We start from the raw sequence: 24,566 nt of genomic DNA on the forward strand, positions 1-24,566 counted from the left end.
AGCATAACTGAACGCCGGCTTATAGAAATGCAAATTCTCGGAACGGGCTGCACCTTGCATCATCGGTTCATGACAACAACCGGCAAGGGGAAAACCTTCCATGAGTGCAACGGATCTGAGTGCCTGGCTAGGACGGACCGAAGAAGCCCACGACCAATTGAGCCGCAACCTGCTCAAGCGTATTGCCGCGACCTTCGGCGAACCGGCTCCGGCCCATGGCGAGGCGTTGCCGCCGCTGTGGCAATGGTGTTTCTTCCAGGAACCGCTGGCCGAGAGCCTGTTGGGCGGCGACGGTCACCCGGCCCGTGGCGGCTTCCTGCCGCCGGCGGACAATCGCAACCGTATGTGGGCCGGCGGGCGCCTGGAGTTCTTCGAGCACCTGCGTGCCGGTCACGATGCCACCCGGCTGTCGACCATCAGCCATATCGAGGAAAAACAGGGGCGTAGCGGTGCCTTGCTGTTTGTCACCGTGCGGCATGAATACTCCCAGGACGGCCGGCTGGCGATTCGCGAAGAACAGGACATCGTCTACCGCGAGCCCACCCCCCCGAAGCAGAGCAGCGGCGAAGCCCTGATCGAGGGCGGCTGGCGCGAAGCCGTGGAGCCGACGCCGACCCTGCTGTTTCGCTACAGCGCCGTGACCTTCAACGGCCACCGCATCCACTACGACTACCCCTATGTCACCGGCACCGAAGGCTATTCCGGCCTGGTGGTGCACGGTCCGATGATCGCCACCCTGAACCTGCGGGCGTTCTGCCGGGCCAATCCCCAGGCAACCCCGCGGCGTTTTTCCTATCGCGGCGTGCGCCCTTTGATCGCACCAGAACCCTTCGAGGTCGGCGGACGAATCCTCAGTCCCGGGGTCGCCCAGCTCTGGGCCGGCAACGCCGCCGGCCTGGCCCAGCAGGCTGAAGTGCACTTCGACTAACAATAAAAAGGCCGTCACCCGATGAATCCGAATAACAACGAAGAACTCAATGCCATTCGCGAAGGCGTGCGCGCCTTGTGCGCTGAATTCGATGCCGCCTACTGGCGCAAGATAGATGAAGAGAAGGGTTTTCCCGAGGCTTTCGTCAAAGCCCTGACCGACGCCGGCTGGCTGTCGGCAATGATTCCCGAAGAGTACGGCGGCTCCGGCCTGGGCTTGGCCGAAGCCTCGGTGATCCTTGAAGAAGTGAACCGCTGCGGCGGCAACTCCGGCACGGTGCACGGCCAGATGTACAACATGTTCACCTTGTTGCGCCACGGCAGCGAGGCGCAGAAAAGTTTCTACCTGCCGAAGCTGGCCAGTGGCGAGTTGCGCCTGCAATCGATGGGCGTCACCGAGCCCACCACCGGCACCGACACCACCAAGATCAAGACCACCGCGGTCAAGCGCGGCGACAAGTACGTGATCAATGGGCAGAAGGTCTGGATCTCGCGGGTCCAGCATTCCGACCTGATGATCCTGCTGGCCCGGACCACGCCCCTGGCCGAGGTGCAGAAGAAATCCGAGGGCATGTCGATCTTCCTGGTGGACCTGCGCGAGGCCATCGGCAACGGCCTGACCGTGCAGCCCATCGCCAATATGGTCAACCACGAGACCAACGAGCTGTTCTTCGACAACCTGGAAATCCCCGCTGACAGCCTGATCGGCGAGGAAGGCAAGGGCTTTCGCTACATCCTCGACGGCCTGAATGCCGAGCGCACGCTGATCGCCGCCGAGTGCATCGGCGACGGCCGCTGGTTTATCGAAAAGGCCAGTGCCTATGCCCGCGACCGGGTGGTGTTCGGCCGCCCCATCGGGCAGAACCAGGGCGTGCAGTTCCCGATTGCCGAAGCCCATATCGAGATCGAGGCCGCCGACCTGATGCGCTGGCGCGCCTGCGAGGAATACGACAGCGGCGAGAACGCCGGGGCCAGCGCCAATATGGCCAAGTACCTGGCGGCCAAGGCGTCCTGGGAAGCGGCCAATGCCTGCCTGCAGACCCATGGCGGTTTCGGTTTCGCCTGTGAATACGACGTCGAGCGCAAGTTCCGTGAGACCCGCCTGTACCAGGTGGCGCCGATCTCCACCAACCTGATCCTGTCCTACGTGGCCGAGCATCTGCTCGAACTGCCACGCAGCTTCTGAGGCGCCGCGCATGAGCCATACCCAAGCCCTCTGCGAATTCCTCGCCGGCCTGCGTTACGAACAGGTACCGCAAGCGGTGTTCGAGCGTACCGAAGATCTGTTCCTCGATTGGCTGGCCTCGGCCCTGGCCAGCCAGGGTGCCCATCCGATTCCGTTGTTCGAGGCCTATGCCCGCAAGATGGGCCCGGCAAGCGGCCCGGCGCGGATCCTGGTCAATGGCCAGGGCAGTTCGGCGTACTTCGCCGCCCTGGTGAACGCCGCGTCCTCCCATCTGGTGGAGCAGGACGATCTGCACAACAGTTCCGTGCTGCACCCGGCCACGGTGGTGTTCCCGGCGGCCCTGGCGGCGGCCCAGGATCTCGGCAAGTCCGGCCGCGAGCTGTTGCTGGCCTCGCTGGCCGGCTATGAGGCGGGCATTCGTATCGGCGAGTTCCTCGGGCGTTCGCACTATCGGATCTTCCACACCACGGCCACCGTCGGCACCCTGGCGGCGGCCGTGGCGGTGGGCAAGCTGATGGACTTTGACCCGGCGCAGTTCAGCCATCTGCTGGGCAGCGCCGGCACCCAGGCCGCCGGGCTCTGGGAGTTCCTGCGGGATGCCGCCGATTCCAAGCAGTTGCACACCGCCAAGGCTGCGGCGGACGGCCTATTGGCCGCCTACCTGACGGCGGATGGCCTGACCGGGGCGCGCAATATTCTCGAAGGTGACCAGGGGCTGGCCGCCGGGATGTCCAGCGATGCCGATCCGGCGAAGTTGTCCGATCGCCTGGGCAGCCGCTGGGCGCTGGTGGAAACCTCGTTCAAGTTCCACGCGTCCTGTCGCCACACCCATCCGGCCGCTGATGCGTTGCTGGAGCTGATGTGGCAGGAAGGCTTGAGTCATGAACAGATTCGGCATGTGGAAACCCGTGTGCATCAGGGGGCCATCGATGTGTTGGGACGGGTCAAGGTGCCGCGGAGCGTGCATCAGGCCAAGTTCTCCATGGGCACCGTGCTGGGCCTGATCGCCGTGCATGGCAAGGCCGGGCTGCCAGAGTTCCACCAACTGTCCTTGACCGATCCGGCCGTATCGGCGTTTCGCGAGAAGGTCAGCATGACCTTGGACCCGGAAGTCGATGGCGCCTATCCCCAGCGCTGGCTGGGCCGGGTGGTGGTCACCACGGTTGACGGGCGCACCCTGTACGGCGCCATCGACGAGCCCAAGGGCGATCCTGGCAACAGCCTGTCGCGGGCCGAGCTGGAAGACAAATTCCGCCGTCTGCTGCAGTTCTCCGGGGCGCGTTCGGCCGAGCAGGCCGAAGGTTTGATCCGCCAGGTCTGGGACCTGCGTAACACCACTGACTTGAAGGAGCTGCGCTGATGAATACGGCAGCAGGCAATACCCCGGCACCGCGCCCTTTGGACGGCATCACGGTGATCAGCCTCGAACACGCCATTGCCGCGCCGTTCTGTACGCGGCAACTGGCGGATCTGGGCGCACGGGTGGTGAAGATCGAGCGCCCCGGCAGCGGCGACTTTGCCCGTGGTTATGACGAACGTGTTCGCGGCCTGGCCTCGCACTTCGTCTGGACCAACCGTTCCAAGGAAAGCCTGACCCTGGACCTCAAGCAGGAGCAGGCCGGCGATATTCTCGAAAATCTGCTGGGGCAGGCCGATGTACTGGTGCAGAACCTCGCGCCGGGGGCTGCCGCGCGAATGGGTTTGTCCTTCGAGGCGCTGCATGAACGCTTTCCACGGCTGATCGTCTGCGATATCTCCGGTTATGGCGAAGGCGGTCCTTATGAGAAGAAAAAGGCCTACGACCTTTTGATCCAGAGCGAGGGTGGCTTTCTTTCGGTGACCGGTGGGCCGGGTGAGGAAGAGCTGGCGAAGGCCGGCTGCTCCATCGCCGATATCTCCGCCGGGATGTACGCCTACAGCGGCATTCTCTCTGCGTTGCTGCTGCGGGAGAAAACCGGGGAGGGCAGCCGCATCGACGTCAGCATGCTGGAAAGCCTGGTGGAGTGGATGGGCTACCCGATGTATTACGCCTTCGACGGTGCGCCGCCGCCGCCACGGGCCGGTGCGGCGCACTCGACCATTTATCCCTACGGGCCGTTTCCGGCGGGCGACGGCGGCACCGTGATGCTCGGGTTGCAGAACGAGCGTGAGTGGGCGGCGTTCTGCGACAGGGTGCTGCTGACCCCCGAGCTGGCGGTGGACGAGCGCTTTTCGGCCAACTTCAAGCGTTCGGCCAACCGTGAGGTGTTGCGCCAGATCATCGTCGACAGCTTTGCCCGGCTCAGCACCGAGCAGGTGATTGCCCGGTTGGAAGAGGCGCAGATCGCCAATGCCCGGGTCAACGACATGCAGGGTGTGTGGGACCACCCGCAGCTCAAGGCCCGGGATGGCTGGCGCGAGGTCGGGAGTCCGGCGGGGAAACTCCCGGCGTTGCTGCCGCCGGCGCGCAATGCGGCGTTTGAGCCGCGTATGGAGGCGGTGCCGGGGTTGGGCGAGCACACCGGGGCGATCCTCAGTGAGTTGGGCTTTTCCGCCGAGGCGGTGGAGCGGCTGCGGGTGGATGGGGTGGTTTGAAAAGAATGGGCTGCTCTCAAGGGCCCCTTCGCGGGCAAGCCCTGCTCCTACAGTTTGGCGTCGTACACAAATATGGGGAACGACAGAGGACTGTAGGAGCAGGGCTTGTCGGAACGCCGCACCGCCGCGAAGAACGATAACGCGGTCCCCCCAGACAGGCCGCGCAACCAAAAACAAGGAACACAACATGTCTTCATCCATAGCCCGCTCCGCGCTCTTCGTGCCCGGCAGCCGTCCCGAGCGTTTCGCCAAGGCCCTGGCCAGCGGCGCCGATGCCGTGATCGTCGATTTCGAAGATGCCGTCGAAGAACCGCTCAAACGAATCGCCCGTGACCACCTCGGCCAATTCCTTACCGCCAATCCCCAGGCCCGGGTCCTGGTCCGCATCAACGCCCCGGACCACACCGAACACAGCGCCGACCTGGCGTTCTGCAAGCAACACCCTGGCGTCAGCGGCGTGCTGCTGCCCAAGGTTGAGAACGCCGCCCAGGTCGGCGCCGTGGCGGCGACCGGCAAACCCGTCTGGCCGATCATCGAAAGTGCCCGCGGTTTGTTGAGCCTGGCTGAAATCGCCAGCGCCCCCGGCGTCGAGCGCTTGTCCTTCGGCGGCCTGGACCTGGCCCTTGACCTCAACCTGAGCAGCGGCTCGGACGCCGCGCAGTTCGCCCTCGACCAGGCACGCCTGGCGGTGATCGTGCATTCACGGGCCGCCGGCCTGGTCGCCCCACTGGACGGCGTACACCCGGCCATCGACGACCCCGAGGGCCTGCTCCGCTCAATCCGCCATGCCTATGAAATGGGCTTTGCCGGTGCGTTGTGCATTCACCCCCGGCAGGTGCCGGTGATCCACGCGGCCCTGGCGCCGAGCGCCGAAGACCTGGCCTGGGCCCGCCGCGTGGTGGACGCCGGCAGTGACGGCGCCGGAGCCTATCAGGTCGACGGGCAGATGGTCGACGCCCCGGTCTTGTTGCGGGCCCGCCGCTTGTTGGCGCTGGTGTAGGCCATCACCGCAGGCTCGACAGGCCGATCCTTGGCCGCTGATCGGAGACCGCGTCGTACTCAGCCTTCGGCAATGAACCCAGAGTTTACGGAGCGTTCACCTGAGCCGAACGCAGGTACTCAGAATTCGAAATTCTCTATACGCATGGCTTTAGGCAACCTGCCTACAACACAACAATAAGAAGGTGACTTACATGTTCAAGTTGACCCGGGCGCTGTTCTGCGCCGCCACCTTGCTCACCGTGGGCCTCGCGCAGGCGGCCGAGCCCATCGTGATCAAGTTCGCCCACGTCGTCGCGGAAAACACACCCAAGGGGCAGGGCGCGCTGCTGTTCAAGAAGCTCGCCGAAGAACGCCTGCCGGGCCGGGTCAAGGTCGAGGTCTATCCCAACTCGTCGCTGTTCGGTGACGGCAAGGAAATGGAAGCCCTGCTGCTGGGTGACGTGCAGATGCTGGCACCGTCCCTGGCCAAGTTCGAGCAGTACACCAAGCAGATCCAGATCTACGACCTGCCGTTCCTGTTCAACGACATGGCCGCCGTCGACCGCTTCCAGGCGGCCCAGGGCAAGGCGCTGCTGACTGCGATGCAGGGCAAGGGCATTCTCGGCCTGGCTTATTGGCACAACGGCCTGAAGCAGATTTCCGCGAACAAGGCGCTGCACGTACCGGGCGATGCCCGTGGCCTGAAGTTCCGCGTCCAGGCTTCCAGTGTGCTGGAGGAGCAGTTCAAGGCGATCCGCGCCAATCCACGCAAGATGAGCTTCGCCGAGGTCTACCAGGGTTTGCAGACCGGCACCGTCAACGGCACCGAGAACACCTGGTCGAACTATGAAAGCCAGAAGGTCAACGAGGTGCAGAAGTACTTCACCGAGTCCAACCATGGCCTGATCGACTACATGGTGATCACCAACAGCAAGTTCTGGGACGGCCTGCCGCCGGATATCCGCGGCGAGTTGGAAAAGATCATGGCCGAGGTCACCGTCGAGGTGAACAAGCAGGCCGAAGCGCTGAACCAGAGCGCCAAGCAGAAGATCATCGACGCCAAGACCAGCGAAATCATCGAGCTGAGCCCCCAAGAGCGCGGGCAATGGCGTGAGGCGATGAAGCCGGTGTGGAAGAAGTTCGAGGGTGAGATCGGTGCCGACCTGATCGATGCGGCGGACAAGTCCAACCAGCCCTGATACCTCCTTTTCCCTCTCGCGGAGTCCTGTCCATGCAAACGCAACCCTTGCGGCGCATCTGGGAACATTTCGAGGAAGGCTTTATCGCTTTCCTGCTGGCGGCCATGACGCTGGTGACCTTTGTCTATGTGATGGCCAACAACATCTACACGCTGTTCTTCAACCTGGCCGATCGCTGGGCCTGGAGCCGCGCCTTCTTCAACAGCCTGGGCGACGCCACCATGACCGTGGCCCAGGACATGACCTGGAGCGTGGCCCTGACCAAGGCCATGTTCGGCTGGCTGATCTTCTTCGGTATCTCCTACGGTGTGCGCACCGCCGGCCACCTCGGGGTCGACGCCCTGGTCAAGCTGACCCCGCGTCCGGTGCAACGCTACCTGGCGCTGCTCGCCTGCGCCTGCTGCCTGGCCTACGCCGGGCTGTTCATGGTGGCCAGCTACAAGTGGCTGAGCGCGGTGCTCGCCGCCGGGATCGGTGCCGAAGACCTCGATCAGTATGGGATCAAGGTCGGCTATATCGTGGTGATCGTGCCGGTGGGTTTTGCCCTGGTGCTGATCCGCTACCTGGAAATCTTCTACCGCATTTTCACCCGTCGCCAGGCCGGTCTGGGCCTGGCCGATGAAGCCGGCGAAGCGAGCAAGCTGGCGAGTGAACACAAGGAGCAGCACTGATGGCCGTTCTCTGTCTGTTTCTGCTGTTGTTCACCTTCATGTTCCTCGGCGTGCCCATTGCGATTTCCCTGGGACTGTCCGGCGCGGTGTCGATCCTGATCTTCAGCCAGGATTCCCTCAGTTCCCTGGCGATCAAGCTATTCGAGACTTCGGACGCCTACACCTTCCTGGCGATTCCGTTCTTCCTGTTGTCCGGTGCGTTCATGACCACCGGCGGCGTGGCCAAGCGCTTGATCGATTTCGCCAACGCCTGTGTCGGGCATATTCGTGGGGGCCTGGCGATTGCCGCCGTGCTGGCCTGCATGTTGTTCGCCGCCTTGTCCGGTTCCTCGCCGGCGACGGTGGCGGCGGTGGGTTCCATCGCGGTGGCGGGGATGGTCCGTTCGGGTTATCCGAAGGAGTTCGGTGCCGGGATCATCTGCAACGCCGGGACCCTGGGCATCCTGATTCCGCCGTCGATCGTCATGGTGGTGTACTCGGCGGCCACGGAAACCTCGGTGGGCAAGCTGTTTATGGCCGGGGTGATTCCCGGGCTGCTGCTGGGCCTGATGCTGATGGTGGCGATCTATATCGTTGCGCGGATCAAGAAATTACCGGCGCAGCCACGGGCGACCTTCCGCGAGTGGTTGACGGCGGCGCGCCGTGCCTTCTGGGGGTTGCTGTTGCTGGTGATCATCCTGGGCGGGATCTACAGCGGCCTGTTCACCCCGACCGAAGCGGCGGCGGTGGCGGCGGTGTATTCGGCGTTTGTCGCCTTGTTCATCTACAAGGACATGAAGATCCGCGATTGCCCCAAGGTGCTGATGGAGTCGGGCCGGTTGGCGATCATGCTGATGTTCATCATCGCCAACGCCATTCTGTTCGCCCATGTGCTGACCACCGAGCAGATCCCGCAGCAGATCACCAACTGGGTGGTGTCCGAAGGGCTGACGCCGATCGGCTTCCTGATGATGGTCAACGTGGTGCTGTTGGTTGCCGGTAGTTTTATGGAGCCGTCGGCCATTGTGCTGATCCTGGCGCCGATCTTTTTCCCGATTGCGGTGAAGCTGGGGATTGACCCGATTCACCTGGGTATCGTCATGGTGGTGAATATGGAAATCGGCCTGGTGCACCCGCCGGTGGGGTTGAACCTGTTCGTGACCTCGGCGGTAACCGGGCTCACCCTGGGACAGACTATCCGTGCGGCGTTGCCGTGGTTGATGATCCTGTTGGCGTTCCTGATCCTGGTGACCTACGTGCCGATGATCTCGCTGACGCTGCCGCACTGGTTGGGCATGCCTTGATGCTCTGGAAGAGCAAGGCCAGCCCACGAAGCTTTTGGCGATCTTGAGGGCCTCTTCGCTGGCAAGCCAGGCTCCTACAGGTCTGTGTCGTACACAAAATCTGTGGCCGACAACGCACTGTAGGAGCAGGGCTTGCCCGCGAAGCTTTTGGCGATATTGAGGGCCCCTTCGCTGGCAAGCCAGGCTCCTACAGGTCTGTGTCGTACACAAAATCTGTGGCCGACAACGTACTGTAGGAGCAGGGCTTGCCCGCGAAGCTTTTGGCAATCTTGAGGGCCTCTTCGCTGGCAAGCCAGGCTCCTACAAGGACCGCGCCTGGCTTCGAATTTCCTTCAAGGGCAGCCAGGGGTCACTGGCCCGCTGGTGGCCGCTGCGGCATCACCGAGGTGCCGAAGGTATTGCCCATGCGTACGCTGGTGGCGGCCGGCGTTGCCAGGCCCAGTTTGTTGGGGGCTTTTTTGCTGATGTCGGGGTTCAGTGCTTCCTGGTTCTTCTGCCGCGCCTGGGTCTGCTCCGGGTCGCTCATCTGCTGGCTCAGGCAGTTGTAGTCCGGGGCCTTGTAGCCGCCGACACTGACGTCGATGCAACCGACCGGTTGCGCGGTCGGCTCAGCGGCCAGCGCCGAGCCCGATAGCGCGAGCAACAACAGCGCGGTAAGGGTTGATGAGTATTTCATTGACGCCTCCTGGCGACCCTGGAAGAAGGGTTTCTCTGGTCCTTCAGTCTAGATCAAAGCCGTTCGCCACCAGGTGATGGTTTTTTTGCAGTGAACGTAACATCAGGTTCATAAACAGCCCTCAGGATGACGATTTTCAGGAACACGTCAGCTGTGCAGGGACTTCGATCCGTGGCGGTGCGTCTGTCGTTCTTTCGCTATCCCTTGGCGAGCCTGATCCTGGCCGGCTGGCTGCTGGGCGGGATTTGTTCGTGCCTGGCTGCGGAACCGGTACAGCTTGATCCCGAGGCGCGCCTGGACCTGGACATTGCCGCCCAGGAGCTGGCTGGTGCACTGGATACCTTCAGTCGCCTGACCGGCATGGCGGTGCTGGTGGACCGCGACCTGACCCGCGCACGCCGATCCTTTGCCGTGCAGGGTCGCTATCGGGCCAGCGAAGCCCTGAGCCTGTTGCTCACCGGCACTGGCCTGATGGCGCGTTACGCCCGGGCCGATGCCTTTACCCTGCAAGTGGCGCAAGTCAACGAGCGGCCGACGGGCAAGGGGAGCGAGGGTTCGGCGGCGAGAGCCATGGCAAGCAGTTATGCCCAGGCGATCCAGGTGGCGATCGAGCAGGCCTTGTGTGCGTTGCCGCTGACCCGGCCGGGGACTTACCGGGCGGTGTTGCAGGTGTGGATCGGGCGTGCCGGTGATGTCCAGTACAGCCGCCTGGTCAGTTCCACCGGAGATATTCAGCGCGACGGGGCGCTGGTGGCACGGTTGAGTGGTGTGCGTGTCAGGCGGCCCGCGCCAACGTCGCTGCATCAACCGATAACCCTTCTAATAACGCCGAACTCAGCAGGAAGCAGCATGGAATGCACAGAGCGGGAAGGAGCCTGATAAGTATGAAGAATATCGGGCAGAGTCCTATGGTCCGGTTGTTCCTGACCTCCTATGACGACTTCAAGGCGCGCTTGCGCCGACGCCTGGGTTCCGAGGATCTGGCCAACGACGTCCTGCACGAAACCTATCTGCGGGTCGACCGCATGGAAGCGCCGCTCAACCTCACCCAGCCCAACGCCTATCTGTACCGCATGGCGCTGAATATCGCCGCCGATCGCCGCCAGGCCGACGCGCGCTTGTTGACGGGCGAGGAAATCGAGGAACTGTTGCAGGTCAGCGACGAATCCCAGGACCCGGAGCGGGTCGTGGGTGGGCAGAAGGAGATCCAGTTGCTGCTCAGCGCCCTGTATGAGCTGCCGCCACGGCGACGGCGGATCTTTATCGCGGCGCGTCTGGAAGAAGCGCCGCACCTGGAGATTTCCCAACGTTTCGGGATTTCCACGCGCATGGTCGAAAAGGAATTGAAGGCCGCCCTGGGGCATTGCGCGGCACGCCTTGAAAGAAAAGTGATTCAGCGGTTCGGTCCCGGTGCGGGAAAACCGTCTAGGTAATAGACCAGCAAAATTTTCTTGAGTACCTGCGCGCTTGAACACGACTTCCATGACTGATTCCCGGGCCGGCGAGACCGCTCGATTGCATAGCGAAGCCCAGGATTGGCTGATCCTCCTGACCTCGGGGCGGGCCACCGCCGGCGATGCCCGGGCCTTGCGCCAGTGGTGCGCGCAGAGCCCGGAACACGCCCAGGCGTTCGAACGCAGCAAGTCGATGTGGCACTCCCTCAAGCCGGCCGCCTTGCAATTGCAGCATCCGCCCCGTGCCCGGCAGTTTGGCCGAAGGGCTTTTCTCGGCGCTGCCATTGCGGCGTCGGCGGCTTTTTTCCTGGTGCGCGAAACGATACCCGGCGGTTTTTCCGGGCTGGGTGCCGATTACGTCACCGAAGTCGGCGAGCAGCGGCGCATCGACCTGAGCGACGATATCCGCCTGGAGCTCAACACCCAGACCCGGATCAATCGTCTGGCGGCGGTCGGCGGCGGTGCGCGGATCGAACTGGTCAGCGGTGAAGTGGAAGTGGTGACGCGCTCGCGTGAGTCGATCAGCGTCCAGGCCGGTCCGGGCTGGTTACGTGCCGATCAGGTGCGTTTCAACGTGCGTCATATTGACCAGAGCGTTTGTGTGACCTGTATCGAAGGTCTGCTGACGGTACAGGTGCAGGGCCGCAGCTTTCGTCTGGAGAGTGGCCGACAGTTGACCTATGACGCCCGGCATACCGGCGAGCCGCAAACGGTGGACGCCGCGAACGTGATCGCCTGGCGTAACAAGATGCTGGTGTTCAATGATGCGACCCTGGCCTCGATGATCGACGAGATCAACCGCTATCGCCCGGGCATGCTGGTGTTGCTCAATGCCGAGTTGGGCAAACGCAAGGTCCAGGCGCGTTTCAGTCTCGATCAGTTGGCGGGGGTGGCGTTGTTGATCCGCGATGCCTACGGAGCCAAGTGCACCGAGTTGCCGGGTGGTGTGGTGTTGCTTAGCTAAGCGCAATGCTGCGGTTCACGTAGGCACTGTGGGCCGGCTTGCCAGAGCTGGCGTCCTTGAGGCTGCCAAAAGCTTCGCTGGCAAGCCAGGCTCCTACAGATCCATGGTGTCCGCAAGACGTGTATCCGACGCCAAACTGTAGGAGCAGGGCTTGCCCGCGAAGAGGCCCTCGAGTCTTGCTACTCCAGCGGCCCTAGCACCTGGCGATAACGCTCCGGCCCCTGGGGTGTGTCGCGCACCAGGGTGATTTCCAGGCCCTGGGGATTATCCTGATGACTACCGCCCAGGTTGCGCCAGCCCTTGCCCGGTTGCCAGACCCGCAAGTCCATTTCCCGCACCTGAGCCAGTACCGCGACACCCTCCTTGGCCGCCGGCAACGGGAATTGCGTGCGCGCCGGTCCAGCAGCGCGATACAGAGTGCCGCCCTGCAACCACCAGCGCACCCGTTGCAGAGCGCCGTCCTGCTGCGGCGCGGCGCGGATCAGCTCCAGGCGAAAGCCCTTGCCCTCGGCGCTGCGTACGCTCAGGGCCACGGGGGCGGGCGGGGCTTCGTGTTCGGTATCCACCACCACCGGTTCCACCAGTTCAATGCCGGCGCGCAGCGCCACATCACGCTCCAACTGCCCCAACGCCGCCAGCAGTTCGCGGGTCTGTCCGGCGCTGGCCTTGAGGTGTTCGTCGGCGCGGTTGACGCTGTCCAGCCCGCGCCAGGCGATCACGCTGACAATCGCCATCAGCATGATCGCGACCATCACTTCGATCAGGGTAAAGCCTTGCTGGCGCCTGTTCATTGCACCTTCACCTCGCCGGTGGCGCTACGCAGCACGCTGATACTGTGCTGGCCGTCGGAGAGCGACAGGCGCAACGGCACGCCGATCCACTCGGCGGTCAACAGCAGGCTTTTGCCCGGGTCGATACGCACCTGCATCGGTGTGCTCAGCCAGGCACGGGGGCGCAGTTGCGGGTCCTGGGCGAACTGCTCGACGCCGCCCTGGTCGTCGCCGCGGCTGAAGCGATAACCCTTGCTGTCGCTCAGCCAGCGAATCGGCCGGCCATCGGCCCGGACCTCGGCCTGGGCTACCTGCAGGGCCTGGGCCAGTGTCTCGGCGTCCTTGCGCAGCAGGTGCAACGGGTCCGGCTTGATGCTCAGGCCAATGGCCGCACTGGCGATACCGATGATGACCAGCACCACCATCAGTTCGATCAGGGTGAAACCGGCTTGGGGGCGCACGACATCCATTCGACAAGGGCTCCTTGAGGGTTGATACAGGCTGCGCCGCGAAGATGATGAGCATGTGAAATAAAAACGTGAGAATTGACAGGTAGTCTGATGGGAGCGCGTTTCTGTGGGAGCCGGCTTGCTGGCGATAGCGGTGTATCAGGCAACGGCGATGTCGACCATCGGATCGCATCGCCAGCAAGCCGGCTCCTGCAAGGTGGCGTGTTCGGATCACTGTCGAAAAGGACCTCAAGCATGCAATGGCCTCAACGTTTCTCCCCACCACAGATCGTCCAGGCCCTGGCCCTGCTTGCCGCCCTGGCCGGTGCGCTGACCTGGTCCAGCCTGTTGTTGAAGCCTGCGCCGTCACTGTTGCCCGAAGGCTTGCCGCAAACCGCCGGCACCCGCAGCGACAATCCCGCCCTGCAATGGTTTTCCAACCAGCCGGCGGTGCTCGATATCAAGGTCTCCGGAGTCATGGCCGGGGTGCACGGAGCGGTGGCGATCCTCAGCCTCAACGATGGTCCGCCACGCAGCTTCCTCGCCGGTGAGCTCCTGAGCCAGGGCGTGCGCCTGCTGGCCATCGAGCCCGAGGGCATTGTTGTCGACCGCGGCACGGAAAAACTCCACCTGAACGTGACCCGCCTCAGTGCTGCGCCGTTCCTGCCGAAGCTGACACGCCCTTGAGTGCCGGCTGGGCCGGGCTCAGCACGGTTTCCAACTGGGCCAGCGGTGGCGCCTCGCGGCTGCGATCGAGGACCAGGATATCGACTTTGAACAGACCGGCGCCGAATGCGCCGATCATCTGGTCGCAGCGCAGCATCAGCCGGCCTTGATCGCATTCGAAGGATTTGCGCCCGACGGGCAGGCGTCCTTCCAGGCGCAATTCCGCCAGACGGCTCTGGGCTGCCAGCAAGGCGATGGATTTGTCCCGCAACAGCCCGTTGCTCTGGGTCATCACCCCGGCCATGCGCACGGCGGCGGACAGCGCGACGGCGATGATCGTCAGGGCCACCAGCACTTCGATCAGGGTGAAACCACCTTGGTGGTGTGGACGGGGCATCAAGTCGACTCGAGAGGGGAACCCAGGCTCAAGACTAGGGGGCTTGTTTGACCGCCTGCTGACCAAAGCTCCCGAGCTTTTCGCAACGGCTTGCCGTTGATTCGCCTTCAGCCGATGACAGGTCTTCCCTTAACTGTCCCTGTGGGCGCCACTCACTGGCAGGCGGCTGCCGAGGCGATACCGCGACGAGGGATGGGTCAGGCGAACGTAGGTGACAATCTTGTTCTGGCTCCAGGTCCGCCGTACCAGGATCAGGCACGGTTCCAGGGCGTCGATCTGCATATGCCGGCTTTCGTCGCTGCTGGGGTGACCGGCCTCGACAATATGCTCCATCTCGTCGGGACGAATGACCTGCAACAGGTAGCGCGCCGGTTGCAGCTGTTCACCGAACTCCTGTTGCAGAAAGTCCGGCACCAACTCGGGATTGACATAGCGATCCTCGAACTGCACCGGCACGCCTTCTTCGCTGTGCACGCAGATCAGGTGAAACACCGACGAGCCGGTAGGCAGCGCCAGCGCGGCGGCCACCGGCATCGAGGCCGCCTCGCGGCCCAGGTGCAGGACCCGGCAGGAATAGCTGTGCCCGCGGGCGATGATTTCATCTGCGATATTGGTGATGCGCAGCAGGTTCGATTGCGGCTTGCTTTCGGCGACAAAGGTGCCGACGCCGGAGATGCGCAACAGATGACCTTCTTCCGTCAGCTCGCGCAAGGCCCGGTTGACGGTCATGCGCGAAATGCCCAGTTCCTGCACCAGGCGGTTTTCCGAGGGGATCAAGTCGCCAGGCTTCCATTCGCCGCTGCGCAGCTTGTCTTGCACAAAGTCCTTCGCGCGCCGATAGAGGGCTTGCGGTGCATTTTTGATCATGGGTCAGTCCGCATCTTTTTGAGCGGCAAGAACACTTGCCAGGGCTTTGAGAAAAAGGTCGTTATCCTCACAGCTACCGATGGAGACACGCAAGTACTCTGTGTAGCCGTCTTCACGCCAGGGTTTGACGATAATGCCCTTGCCCAGCAAGGCCTGGTTGATGGTTTCAGCGGGATAGGGCGTGCTGAAGAAGAGGAAGTTGGCCAGCGACGGCGCGGTGTCCAGCCCCATGTTCTGCAAGGCAATCACCATATGCCGGCGCTCATGGGCGACGTGGGCGAGGGTGGCCTGCAGGTGCTCCTCGTCGGCCAGGGCGGCAATCGCCGCGGCCTGGGCAACGCGATTGATATTGAATGGCGTGCGCAGGCGGTCGATCAGGTCGGCCAGCATCGGGTCGCTGACGATGCCGTAGCCGATCCGCAAGCCGGCCAGGGAATACGCCTTGGAGAAGGTCCGCAGTAGGATAAAGGGCTTGCCGCTGGCCTGGATCAGACCGAGGCAATCGGGATAACCCTCTTCGAATTGCGCGTACTCGTAATAAGCCTCGTCGAACACCAGCAGGCACTGGGCCGGCAGTGCCGCCAACAGGCGTTGCAGCTCGTCGGCATCGAGGGTGCAGCCGACCGGGTTGGAAGGGCAGGAAAACATCAGAAGACGGGTTTTCGGGGTCAGCGCCTGAATCATTGCCGGCACGTCGAAACGGCCTTCATCGGTCATCGGCACGCCCGTTACCCGGGCCCCGGCGGCGATGGGGTAGATAAAGTGCAGGCCGAACGAGGGCACCACGGTGACCACTTCATCGCCATGGTCGAGGAACACCCGGCTGATGATGCTCAGCAAGTCTTCGGAGCCGTTGCCGAACACCAGCTGATTGCCCGGTACGCCGAGCTTGGCGCTGAGGGCCGCGCGCAGTTCCAGGCAGCCGGCATCCGGGTACAGTGCAATGCTGGAACAGGCCAGGGTCATGGCGGCGGCGACCGCCGGTGCCGGCCCCAGGGGATTTTCGTTGCTACCCAGCTTGGCCACCCGGGTCAGCCCGAAACGTTTGCGCACCGCTTCGGTGCCAAGGCCGGCATTGTAGCTGGCCAGATCACGCACCTGGGGGCGGGCGAGGAGTTGCAGTTCAGCAGCGTTCATACCGGGGAAGCCTCTTTGTTGTCTTGCCAGAACGCATTGCGATCCAGATAGTTCTGCAGGAATTGCTGCAGACGGGGGTGTTCGGTGTTGTGGAAGATTTGCTGCGGGGTGCCCTGGGCCACCACCTGGCCCTGGTCGAGGAACACCACCGAATCGGCGACCTGGGCGGCGAAACCCATCTCATGGGTGACCACCACCATGGTCATGCCTTCCTTGGCCAGGGTCTTCATGACCTGCAGGACTTCGCCCACCAGCTCCGGGTCGAGGGCCGAAGTCGGTTCGTCGAACAGCATGATGTGCGGCTCCATGGCCAGCGCCCGGGCAATCGCCACGCGCTGCTGCTGACCGCCGGAGAGCTGGATCGGATAGACATCGGCCTTGTGCGCCAGGCCGACTTTGTCGAGCATCGCCAGGGCGCGTTTACGGGCTTCGGCGGCCGGCAGCTTGCGCACCCGCAGCAGGGCTTCACTGACATTGCCCAACGCGGTCATGTGCGGCCACAGGTTGAACTGCTGGAAGACCATGCCGATATTGCGCCGGACCTGATTGATCTGGGCTTGTGCCGCGCGTTTGCGGCCCTTGCCGTTGTCCGGCACATAGCCGAGCAACTGGCCTTCGATATGGATCTCGCCTTCGTCGTACTCTTCGAGAAAGGCCATGCTCCGTAGCAGGGTGCTTTTGCCCGAGCCGGAAGGGCCGATCAGGCACACCACTTCGGAATGCCGGACCTGCAGGTCGATCCCCTTGAGCACACGCAGGGCGCCGAAGCTCTTGCCGACATTGTGCAGGCGCACCATGGGTTGCGAGTCGCCGGGGAGTTGTTCGGAGGTCTTCATGGGGTCACCTTGTTTCGGGACAATGGGTGGCAGAGGGCGTTGTTGGATAGTCATTGCGGCTGCCTGCTCATAAAGCGGCCGACCCGGGTCTCCAGGACCATGCCCAGGCGTGAACAGAACTCCACCAGCAGCAGATAGCCGATACACAGCACCAGCAGGGTTTCGACGAAGGCGAAGGTTTGCGAGCCGATACCGGTCATGACCATGGTCAGCTCCGGGATGGTGATGATCGACAGCACCGCGGTTTCCTTGCACAGGATGGTCACCAGGTTGACCAGCGCCGGCAGGATGATCACCAGCATCTGCGGCAACTGGATGCGCAGGATGCATTGCCAGCGGGTGATGCCCAGGCAGTCGGCCGCCTCCAGTTGGCCACGGGCCACCGACTCGAAACCGGTGCGGAAGATCTCCGCGAAGTACACGCTGCCATAGATGCCCAGCCCGAGGATCCCGGCGGGAACAGGGTCCAGGCTGAGGCCGAAGGACGGCCCGCCGTAATAGACCAGGAACAGCTGGACCAGGAATGGCGTGCTGCGAATCACCTCGATAAACGCCCGTAGCGGTGCACGAATCAGGTTGTTGCCGAACAATTGGGCCACGGCAATCAGCAAGCCGAGGAACAACCCCAGGACCACCCCGGCGGACCAGGTGCCGAGGGTGACCGTGAAGCCCTGGGCGATATCGTCGAGGTGCTCGGTAATGACCCGGTAGTCGAAGATCATGTCTGTTGCTCCTTCATGCGTCGTTCCAAAAGGCCGCCGCAGAACGCCAGTGGGATATTGATCAGGCAATAGAAGCCGGCCAGCATCAGGTAGTCCTGGACGAACAGGTAATCGCTGGCCGCCAGGTTCTGCGCGGTACGGGTCAGGTCGGCGAGACCGACCACCGACACCAGCGAGGACGCCTTGATCAGCAGGATCATTTCATTGACCAGGGCCGGCAGGGTCAGGCGCACGGCTTGCGGTACACGGATGCGGATCAGCATCTGCCGGGTACTCAGGCCCAGCAGCCCGGCCGCTTCCAGCTGACCACCGGGGATGGCGAGAAAGCCGCCCCGGAGGATTTCAGCGATATAAGCCCCGGCGCACAACGACAGGCTGATGATCGCGGCCGTCAGCGGCGACACATTGGGCAGCCCGACCCGTGGCAGGAAGTAATAGACAAAGAGCAATTGCACCAGCAGCGGAATGCCCCGGAACACGAAGATGTAGCCGCCCCCCAGGCGCCTGAGCAACGGCAGCGGCGACAGGCGCAGGCTGGCGATCAGGATGCCGATGAAAAAGCCGATCACCAGGGCCGCGGTGGAGACCTCGAGGGTCACCAGCAGGCTGGTCAGCAGCAACGGCAGGTTCTGCAAAAATAAAGGCCAATCGAACATTGCAGTGACTCCAACTCAGCTGATCGCCGGCCAGGCTTGGCCGGCGATCAGGTCCTCCAATGGGCAGGCGGATTTACCAGGTTGGGGTGAAGTCGGCTTGCGGCACATTCATCTCGGCACCCAGCCACTTTTTCTGCAAGGCCGCCAGGCGCCCGTCCGCATGCATTTTCAGCAGGGCGGCATCGAGTGCGGCGATCAGGCTGTTGGCGTCGTCATCCTTGCGTCCCAGGTAGGCGAAGTAGGAGGTTTTGCCGAACGGTGGCTGGACCACTTTGAAGGCATTGCTGCGCTGGGCGGCGACATAGGAGATGTTCGGCAGCGAGTTGGCGACGGCGACGATGCGCTTGGCCGCCAGGTCCGCGTAGGCCTGGTTGTTGTCGACGTATTCACGGATGGTGACCTTCTGCGGCAGCGTCGCGGCGAAGGTCTTCAGTTCCTCGAGTTGCGCCGAGCCTTTGCCCGCGCCCACGGCCTTGCCGGCGATGTCTTGCGGCTTGGTGATGCTGTTGTCGTTGGCGCCAATCATCAAGGCCACGGTGGCTTCGGCGATCGGCAGCATGAAGTGATAACGCTCTTTACGGGCCTGGGTGACGATGATCGGGCCGGCGACCACGTCGAATTTCTTCGCTTCAAGCCCCGGCAATACGCTGGGCCACGGCAGGTCGAGGAATTTCACCTTGACCCCGAGTTCCTTGCCCAACTGCTCGAACAGCTCGGAGTTGAGGCCTTTCTGCTTGCCGTTGTCGGTGAAATCGAAAGGCGCAAATTGCAGCTCGGTACCTACCACCAGTTCACCGGCTTTCTTGACGTCCGCCAGTTGATCAGCATGTGCCGCCAGGGAAGCGACGCTCAGGGTGAGCGCCAGGCACAGGCCGTTGAATCGTTTACTGAATAGAGAATCGAGTTGCATGGTGTCACTCCTTCAGGGGATGCAGCGAGGTTGAGTGTGTGTTCCTGCGGTGATTCAGCTTGGTAACAGCAGTTAACGTGCCATTGCGGTATATACAGCCCTCAGGCGAGAATCTTGCCCGGGTTGAGAATGCCGTTGGGGTCGAAGCAGTCCTTGAGTTGGCGCATCACGGCGAGGGCCTCGGGGCCGACCGAGTGATGGAGAAACTCGCGCTTGAGCAGTCCGATGCCATGTTCGGCGGACACCGAGCCGCCGAGTTCGCCGACCGCGCTGTAGACCAGCTCCTCGATGGCCAGGATCGGCGCGGGTTGGGGCAGGGACGCGCAGTCCAGGGTCAGGTGCAGGTTGCTGTCACCGATGTGGCCGAAGTACACACTGTGGTTGCCCGGCCAGCGCTGTTCCAGGCGTGCGCGGCAACGCTCGACGAAGTCGCCGATCAGGCCGATGGGCAGGCTGACGTCGAAATTCAATGGGGTCATGCGGATAGGAAACTCACCGGTGGCTTCGCGGATCTTCCAGAGTCCCCGGGCCTGGGCCTGGGAGCTGGCGAGAACCGCATCAAGGACCTCACCGGCGGCGAACGCCTCTTCCAGTGAGGTTTCCAGCTGCTCCTGGGAACCGGCGGACTCCAGCAGCACATACAACGGGTGCTCGAGTGACATTGGTGCCGTGGCGTTTTCCAGCCAGCTCACGCCGAGGCGGAAGAAGTCCTGCCACATCAGCTCATAGGCCTGCGGCGTGCCGACACTGCGCTGGATCCGCCGCAGCAGGCTGACCGCGCTGGAGTAGTCGGGCAGGGCGCAGAGCAGGGTGCTGGTCTGGCCGGGTTGCGGGGCGAGCTTCAGGACCGCGCGGGTAATCACGCCCAAGGTGCCTTCGCTGCCGATAAAGCACTGTTTCAGGTCATAACCACAGTTGTTCTTGATCATCTTGTTGCGCAGATCGAGCACCCGGCCATCGGCCAGGACCACTTCCAGTCCGAGTACCAGGTCGCGGGTCATGCCGTAGCGGATCACCGCATTGCCACCGGCATTGGTGGCGATATTGCCGCCGATCTGGCATGAGCCGCGAGCGCCGAGGTCCAGGGGGAAGACAAAACCGGCGTTGAGCGCCGCCTGCTGGATTTCCTCCAGCGTGGTGCCGGCCAGGACGCTGATGGTGGCAGCGGCCGGGTCGATCTCTTCAATGCCGCGCAGGCGCTCCAGGGACAGGGCGATATCGTCGGCCCTGGGTACAGCGCCGCCCGCCAGCCCGGTCATGCCGCCCTGGGGAACCACCGATTGTCCGGCACCATTGCAGATCCGCAAGGCACTCGCCACGTCCGCCGTGGTTCGTGGCAACAGCAGCGCGGCGGGACAGGTCGGGGCATGGCCGGTCCAGTCGCTGTAGTGACGCTGACTGATATCGGCGCCGGTGACGACGGCGTCATTGCCCAAGGCCCGGCGCAGCAATTCGAGGGTGTGTGGTAAATCGCTCATCGGCTCAACTCACGGTCGGAAAGGGTAGGGGGCGTCGTCACCAGGGCGCGACGATCAAGCTGGTTCAGGTTCGCAGTGCCCAGCAAGGACAGGGCCAGGCGCAGCTCTTGCGCCAGCAGATCGAGGGCGTGGCCGGCGCCGGCCTGTCCGCCGACGGCGACTCCATACAGGGTAGATCGCCCCAGCAACACCGCGTCGGCCCCCAGTGCACAGGCTTTGAGAATGTCGCTGCCGCGGCGGATACCGCTGTCGAGCAGCAGCGCGAGCTTGCCCTTGGCCACGGCGGCAATCGCCGGCAGGCAGTCGAGGCTGGCGGGAACCCCGTCGAGTTGACGGCCGCCATGGTTGCTGACCACCAACCCGTCGAGTCCCAACGTCACGGCTTTTTCGGCATCCGCCGGGTGCAGCACGCCCTTGAGCAGCAGCCGATGGGGCCAGCGCTCGCGTAACCGGGCCAGTGCGTCCCAGTCGAGACCGGTGTCCATCTGGCTGCCGATAAAGTGCGCGGCGCCTTCGATGGTGCGTTGTCCGGGCGGCAGGTAGCGCTCGATATTGCCCAGGATCGGCAGGCCCCGTGGCCATAGCGCCTGGGCTATCCAGCGGGGATGACAGAGCACGTCGAGCTTGTTGCGCAGGCTCAGTTGCCGGGGCCGGACGAAGTTGCGCCGGTCCCATTCGCGGTTGCCCAGCAGCACGGCATCGCTGGTCAGCAGCAGAGTCTTGCAGCCGACCGCGTCGGCCCGTTGCAGCAGGTCCGCGCCAACGGCGGGGTCACGCAGGCAATAGAGCTGGAACCAGAGATTGACCTCGGGCACCGCCGTGACCAATTGTTCCAGGGAACTGGTGGACACGGTACTCAAGGTAAAAGGCAGGCCGCGCTCGGTGGCGGCGCGGGCCAAATGAATATCGGCATCGCGGTAAAGCATCGCGTTGTAGCCGGTGGGGCCGATGGCCATGGGCAGCGGCAGCTCTCGCCCGAACAGCGAGCGCTGGGTTTGCGTCACCGAGCAGGGCATCAGGGTGCGCGGTAACAGCGCTATATCAGCAAACGCCTGGCGATTGCGGCGTAGCGTCAGCTCTTCCTCCGCTCCGCCTTCCAGGTATTCCCAGGCGAAATGCGGCAGGCGTTGCCGGGCCATGACGGCCAGTTCGGCAATGCTCTGTGCCCGGTGAAAATCCGGCCCTGAATAGTAGCGACGCATGGCGATCCCTATGGCGTGAAGAAAGTGGCGCAGCAGGGCTGCGCCAACCCGGTGTTAATCAGGCATACAGACGTGCGGCGGGCAACCAGCTCTCGAAGGCGGCGGACTCGACCCAGTTCCTGGCCGCCGCGATATCGGGCGCGAAGTAACGGTCTTCTTCGTAGTGCGCGACCTCGCGGCGAATCATCGCCAGGACTTCAGCGAGTTTTTCCGAGGTCTTGAGCGGGGCATGCAGGTCGACGCCCTGGGCGGCACCGAGCAGTTCGATGGCCACCACGGCGCTGCTGTTGCCGGCCATATCCAGCAAGCGGCGAGCCGCAAAGGTCGCCATCGACACATGGTCTTCCTGGTTGGCCGAGGTCGGCAGGCTGTCCACCGAGGCCGGGTGGGCCAGGGTCTTGTTCTCCGAGGCGAGGGCCGCGGCGGTGACCTGGGCGATCATGAACCCCGAGTTCAGGCCGCCTTCGCGGACCAGAAAGGCCGGCAGACCGGAGAGCGCCGGGTCGACCAGTTGCGCGATCCGTCGTTCGGACAGGGCACCGATTTCGGAGATCGCCAGGGCCAGCACATCAGCGGCCATCGCCACCGGTTCGGCGTGGAAGTTGCCACCCGAGAGCACGTCGCCGTCGGCGCTGAACACCAATGGGTTATCCGAAACCGCGTTGGATTCACGCAGGAACACCCCGGCGGCGAAGCGCAGATGGTCCAGGCAAGCGCCCATGACCTGCGGCTGGCAGCGCAGCGAGTAGGGATCCTGGACCCGGGCGCAATCGATATGGGATTGACGGATCTCGCTGTTCGCCAGCAGTTCACGATAGAACTGGGCCACGTCGATTTGTCCGGGCTGACCGCGTACCGCCTGGATGCGCGGGTCGAAGGGCACGTCCGAGCCTTTCAAGGCTTCCACGCAGAGGCTGCCGGCCACCACGGCGGCGCTGAACAGTTTCTCGGCGGCAAACAGCCCGCGCAACGCCAGTGCGGTGGAGACCTGGGTGCCGTTGATCAGCGCCAGGCCTTCCTTCGGCCCCAGCACCATGGGTTCCAGGCCGGCAATCGCCAGGCCTTCGACGGCATCCATTTCCCGCCCTTCATGGCGCACGCGACCGACGCCGATCAGCACGGCGGACATATGGGCCAGCGGTGCCAGGTCGCCCGAGGCGCCCACCGAGCCCTGGGACGGGATGCACGGATAGACCTTGGCGTGATAGAGCTTGACCAGCGCTTCGATCACTTCCCAGCGGATCCCGGAAAAACCACGGGCCAGCGAGCCGACCTTCAATGCCATGATCAGGCCGACGCTGGCATCATCGAGCAGCGGCCCGGTGCCGGTGCAGTGGGAGAGCAGCAGGTTGCGTTGCAGCTTGGCCAGCGACTCGGTGGCAATCGAGGTCCTGGCCAGCAGGCCGAAGCCGGTGTTGATGCCGTACACGGTGCGCTGGTTGGCGATGATCTCGTTCACCGTGCGGGTGCTGGCGTCGACGTTTTCGCGAGCGGCGGGGTCCAGCTCGATCGCGCATTGCTTCTGATAGATGACGCGCAGTTGATCCAGGGTGAGTTGACCGGGCTTGAGCTGCAGAGGTGCGGGCATGGCAGTGTCCTAAGGCGGAGGGTGGGTGGAATAGGTGGCTATATGTTCCTGTATATACAGGATGAGCAATATGCGGGCCAGAACTGCTATTCCGCCCAGAGAGTGGCGTTTCAGACCCGATTCCCGTCGCTTGCGAAAAAATGACAGTGGCTGTTGAATCTTGAATGTGTAACCAAAAGCCGCACCAAAACCGCGCCTCCCGCACACTGTTGGGGCGAATTGAAACCAATGGTAGTAGGGTTTTTCGCGAAACAAGGCTTGCGGGCAACGGATGGTCGCTTTGGCCTGCAAGGTGTCGCGGGGAGATAAAGGCGGGGAAGCAATGATGAAAATTCATGCTGTATATACAGGTTGTGGCGATTTCACTCGCCAAACGACTGGCCGGGCTTCGCGAGACTGAACGCTGGCGGTAGAAACGCGCAACGGGGTGGCAGGTATTTCCTCCCGAGGATTTTCAATACCGGTGACATATCTTCTTGCAACAATCCGCGGCGAATCGAATCAAGCCAAGGAATGTCGAGATGGATATCGCGCACATCAGTTCCCGCTCGCGGATCGGCGCCCAGAAAGGGTTCACGCTGATCGAGATCATGGTCGTGGTGGTCATTCTCGGGATCCTCGCGGCCATTGTGGTGCCCAAGGTTCTCGACCGCCCCGACCAGGCCCGGGTCACCGCCGCCCGGCAGGACATCGGCAGCCTGATGCAGGCCCTCAAGCTCTATCGCCTCGACCACGGCACCTACCCGAACCAGAACCAGGGCCTGAAGGTCCTGGCCGAGCGCCCGGCGAATGCCAAGGACAGCACCTGGCGCTCCTATCTCGAACGCCTGCCCAACGATCCGTGGGGGCGTCCTTACCAGTACCTCAACCCCGGGGCCAACGGTGAAGTCGATGTGTTCTCCCTGGGCGCCGACGGCAAGCCGGGCGGCGAAGGCACCGATGCTGATATCGGCTCCTGGCAGTTGTAGTCCGG

At 63.4% G+C, this 24,566-nt stretch carries 26 protein-coding genes; 13 read left to right on the forward strand and 13 right to left on the reverse strand.

Going from position 1 to position 24,566, the window contains the following annotated elements:
- Positions 1-100: 100 nt before the first annotated feature.
- The 8 genes from M5B42_RS16630 (at position 101) to dctM (ending at position 8,821) form a co-directional block, all read left to right on the forward strand.
- A complete protein-coding gene (locus M5B42_RS16630; protein ID WP_248746454.1) occupies positions 101-928 on the forward strand; it encodes a MaoC family dehydratase N-terminal domain-containing protein in 828 nt (275 codons plus the stop codon).
- Between the two features lie 21 nt (positions 929-949).
- Positions 950-2,113: an acyl-CoA dehydrogenase family protein gene (locus tag M5B42_RS16635; RefSeq protein WP_248746455.1), complete on the forward strand. Its 1,164-nt coding sequence runs from the start codon at positions 950-952 to the stop codon at positions 2,111-2,113.
- 10 nt (positions 2,114-2,123) lie between these two features.
- Positions 2,124-3,473 (forward strand): MmgE/PrpD family protein, encoded by a 1,350-nt coding sequence (locus M5B42_RS16640; RefSeq protein ID WP_248746456.1) that lies wholly within the window; start codon positions 2,124-2,126, stop codon positions 3,471-3,473.
- Positions 3,473-4,687: a CaiB/BaiF CoA-transferase family protein gene (locus M5B42_RS16645; protein WP_103499833.1), complete on the forward strand. Its 1,215-nt coding sequence runs from the start codon at positions 3,473-3,475 to the stop codon at positions 4,685-4,687. The genes M5B42_RS16640 and M5B42_RS16645 overlap by 1 nt, the downstream gene beginning before the upstream one ends.
- Before the next feature lie 187 nt (positions 4,688-4,874).
- Positions 4,875-5,687: a CoA ester lyase gene (locus M5B42_RS16650; protein ID WP_248746457.1), complete on the forward strand. Its 813-nt coding sequence runs from the start codon at positions 4,875-4,877 to the stop codon at positions 5,685-5,687.
- Positions 5,688-5,880: 193 nt separating this feature from the next.
- Positions 5,881-6,867 carry a TRAP transporter substrate-binding protein gene (locus tag M5B42_RS16655; RefSeq protein ID WP_248746458.1) on the forward strand — a complete coding sequence of 329 codons (987 nt, stop codon included), beginning with the start codon at positions 5,881-5,883 and terminating at the stop codon, positions 6,865-6,867.
- Between the two features lie 32 nt (positions 6,868-6,899).
- The gene (locus M5B42_RS16660; RefSeq protein ID WP_103499830.1) at positions 6,900-7,538 is read left to right on the forward strand and encodes a TRAP transporter small permease; all 639 of its coding nucleotides are present in this window, start codon (positions 6,900-6,902) and stop codon (positions 7,536-7,538) included.
- On the forward strand, positions 7,538-8,821 hold the full coding sequence (dctM, locus tag M5B42_RS16665; protein ID WP_100941087.1) for a C4-dicarboxylate TRAP transporter large permease protein DctM: 1,284 nt from the start codon (positions 7,538-7,540) through the stop codon (positions 8,819-8,821). Before M5B42_RS16660 ends, dctM begins: the two co-directional genes overlap by 1 nt.
- Before the next feature lie 349 nt (positions 8,822-9,170).
- On the opposite strand, the gene M5B42_RS16670 is transcribed toward dctM, so the two are convergent.
- On the reverse strand, positions 9,171-9,497 hold the full coding sequence (locus M5B42_RS16670; RefSeq protein ID WP_152738744.1) for a hypothetical protein: 327 nt from the start codon (positions 9,495-9,497) through the stop codon (positions 9,171-9,173).
- Between the two features lie 153 nt (positions 9,498-9,650).
- Between M5B42_RS16670 and M5B42_RS16675 the strand changes: the two genes are divergently transcribed.
- Genes M5B42_RS16675 through M5B42_RS16685 form a run of 3 tightly spaced genes read left to right on the forward strand, consistent with a single transcriptional unit; the run spans position 9,651 to position 11,915 of the window.
- Positions 9,651-10,376, forward strand: coding sequence for a TonB-dependent outer membrane receptor (locus tag M5B42_RS16675; RefSeq protein WP_248746459.1), 726 nt, complete (start codon positions 9,651-9,653; stop codon positions 10,374-10,376).
- A gap of 5 nt (positions 10,377-10,381) precedes the next feature.
- Positions 10,382-10,930: a sigma-70 family RNA polymerase sigma factor gene (locus M5B42_RS16680; RefSeq protein ID WP_100941089.1), complete on the forward strand. Its 549-nt coding sequence runs from the start codon at positions 10,382-10,384 to the stop codon at positions 10,928-10,930.
- Between the two features lie 49 nt (positions 10,931-10,979).
- Positions 10,980-11,915, forward strand: coding sequence for a FecR domain-containing protein (locus tag M5B42_RS16685; RefSeq protein ID WP_248746460.1), 936 nt, complete (start codon positions 10,980-10,982; stop codon positions 11,913-11,915).
- Positions 11,916-12,094: 179 nt separating this feature from the next.
- Here M5B42_RS16685 and M5B42_RS16690 read toward each other — a convergent pair whose 3' ends face one another.
- Together M5B42_RS16690 and M5B42_RS16695 are read right to left on the reverse strand one after the other, a co-directional pair.
- Positions 12,095-12,706, reverse strand: coding sequence for a prepilin-type N-terminal cleavage/methylation domain-containing protein (locus tag M5B42_RS16690; RefSeq protein ID WP_248746461.1), 612 nt, complete (start codon positions 12,704-12,706; stop codon positions 12,095-12,097).
- Complete coding sequence (locus M5B42_RS16695) at positions 12,703-13,155, reverse strand: GspH/FimT family pseudopilin (protein ID WP_103497942.1); 453 nt, start codon at positions 13,153-13,155, stop codon at positions 12,703-12,705. Before M5B42_RS16695 ends, M5B42_RS16690 begins: the two co-directional genes overlap by 4 nt.
- Positions 13,156-13,389: 234 nt before the next feature.
- Between M5B42_RS16695 and M5B42_RS16700 the strand changes: the two genes are divergently transcribed.
- Positions 13,390-13,821, forward strand: a complete 432-nt coding sequence (locus M5B42_RS16700; RefSeq protein ID WP_248746462.1) for a general secretion pathway protein GspC — start codon at positions 13,390-13,392, stop codon at positions 13,819-13,821.
- On the opposite strand, the gene gspI is transcribed toward M5B42_RS16700, so the two are convergent.
- The 10 genes from gspI to hutH form a co-directional block, all read right to left on the reverse strand.
- The gene (gene gspI / locus M5B42_RS16705) at positions 13,781-14,197 is read right to left on the reverse strand and encodes a type II secretion system minor pseudopilin GspI (protein ID WP_248746463.1); all 417 of its coding nucleotides are present in this window, start codon (positions 14,195-14,197) and stop codon (positions 13,781-13,783) included. The two genes, M5B42_RS16700 and gspI, sit on opposite strands and share 41 nt — an antisense overlap.
- 129 nt (positions 14,198-14,326) lie before the next feature.
- Positions 14,327-15,064 carry a histidine utilization repressor gene (gene hutC / locus M5B42_RS16710; RefSeq protein WP_100941096.1) on the reverse strand — a complete coding sequence of 246 codons (738 nt, stop codon included), beginning with the start codon at positions 15,062-15,064 and terminating at the stop codon, positions 14,327-14,329.
- A 3-nt stretch (positions 15,065-15,067) separates the two neighbouring features.
- The gene (hisC, locus tag M5B42_RS16715; protein ID WP_248746464.1) at positions 15,068-16,201 is read right to left on the reverse strand and encodes a histidinol-phosphate transaminase; all 1,134 of its coding nucleotides are present in this window, start codon (positions 16,199-16,201) and stop codon (positions 15,068-15,070) included.
- Positions 16,198-17,037: an amino acid ABC transporter ATP-binding protein gene (locus tag M5B42_RS16720; RefSeq protein ID WP_103497938.1), complete on the reverse strand. Its 840-nt coding sequence runs from the start codon at positions 17,035-17,037 to the stop codon at positions 16,198-16,200. The genes hisC and M5B42_RS16720 overlap by 4 nt, the downstream gene beginning before the upstream one ends.
- Before the next feature lie 50 nt (positions 17,038-17,087).
- Positions 17,088-17,759 carry an amino acid ABC transporter permease gene (locus M5B42_RS16725; protein ID WP_103497937.1) on the reverse strand — a complete coding sequence of 224 codons (672 nt, stop codon included), beginning with the start codon at positions 17,757-17,759 and terminating at the stop codon, positions 17,088-17,090.
- Positions 17,756-18,415, reverse strand: a complete 660-nt coding sequence (locus M5B42_RS16730; protein ID WP_248746465.1) for an amino acid ABC transporter permease — start codon at positions 18,413-18,415, stop codon at positions 17,756-17,758. Before M5B42_RS16730 ends, M5B42_RS16725 begins: the two co-directional genes overlap by 4 nt.
- Positions 18,416-18,488: 73 nt before the next feature.
- A complete protein-coding gene (locus M5B42_RS16735) occupies positions 18,489-19,325 on the reverse strand; it encodes a transporter substrate-binding domain-containing protein (RefSeq protein ID WP_177098910.1) in 837 nt (278 codons plus the stop codon).
- A gap of 101 nt (positions 19,326-19,426) precedes the next feature.
- Positions 19,427-20,803 carry an FAD-binding oxidoreductase gene (locus M5B42_RS16740; protein ID WP_248746466.1) on the reverse strand — a complete coding sequence of 459 codons (1,377 nt, stop codon included), beginning with the start codon at positions 20,801-20,803 and terminating at the stop codon, positions 19,427-19,429.
- Positions 20,800-22,005, reverse strand: a complete 1,206-nt coding sequence (locus M5B42_RS16745) for an alpha-hydroxy acid oxidase (protein ID WP_248746467.1) — start codon at positions 22,003-22,005, stop codon at positions 20,800-20,802. The genes M5B42_RS16740 and M5B42_RS16745 overlap by 4 nt, the downstream gene beginning before the upstream one ends.
- A 58-nt stretch (positions 22,006-22,063) precedes the next feature.
- Entirely contained in the window at positions 22,064-23,593 is a 1,530-nt protein-coding gene (gene hutH, locus M5B42_RS16750) for a histidine ammonia-lyase (RefSeq protein ID WP_248746468.1), read from the reverse strand.
- 521 nt (positions 23,594-24,114) lie between these two features.
- Here hutH and gspG point away from each other — a divergent pair.
- Positions 24,115-24,561 (forward strand): type II secretion system major pseudopilin GspG, encoded by a 447-nt coding sequence (gspG, locus tag M5B42_RS16755; RefSeq protein WP_103497932.1) that lies wholly within the window; start codon positions 24,115-24,117, stop codon positions 24,559-24,561.
- Positions 24,562-24,566 lie beyond the last annotated feature (5 nt).

Source organism: Pseudomonas sp. MWU12-2037 (assembly GCF_023242345.1).
GTDB lineage: Bacteria > Pseudomonadota > Gammaproteobacteria > Pseudomonadales > Pseudomonadaceae > Aquipseudomonas > Aquipseudomonas gingeri_D.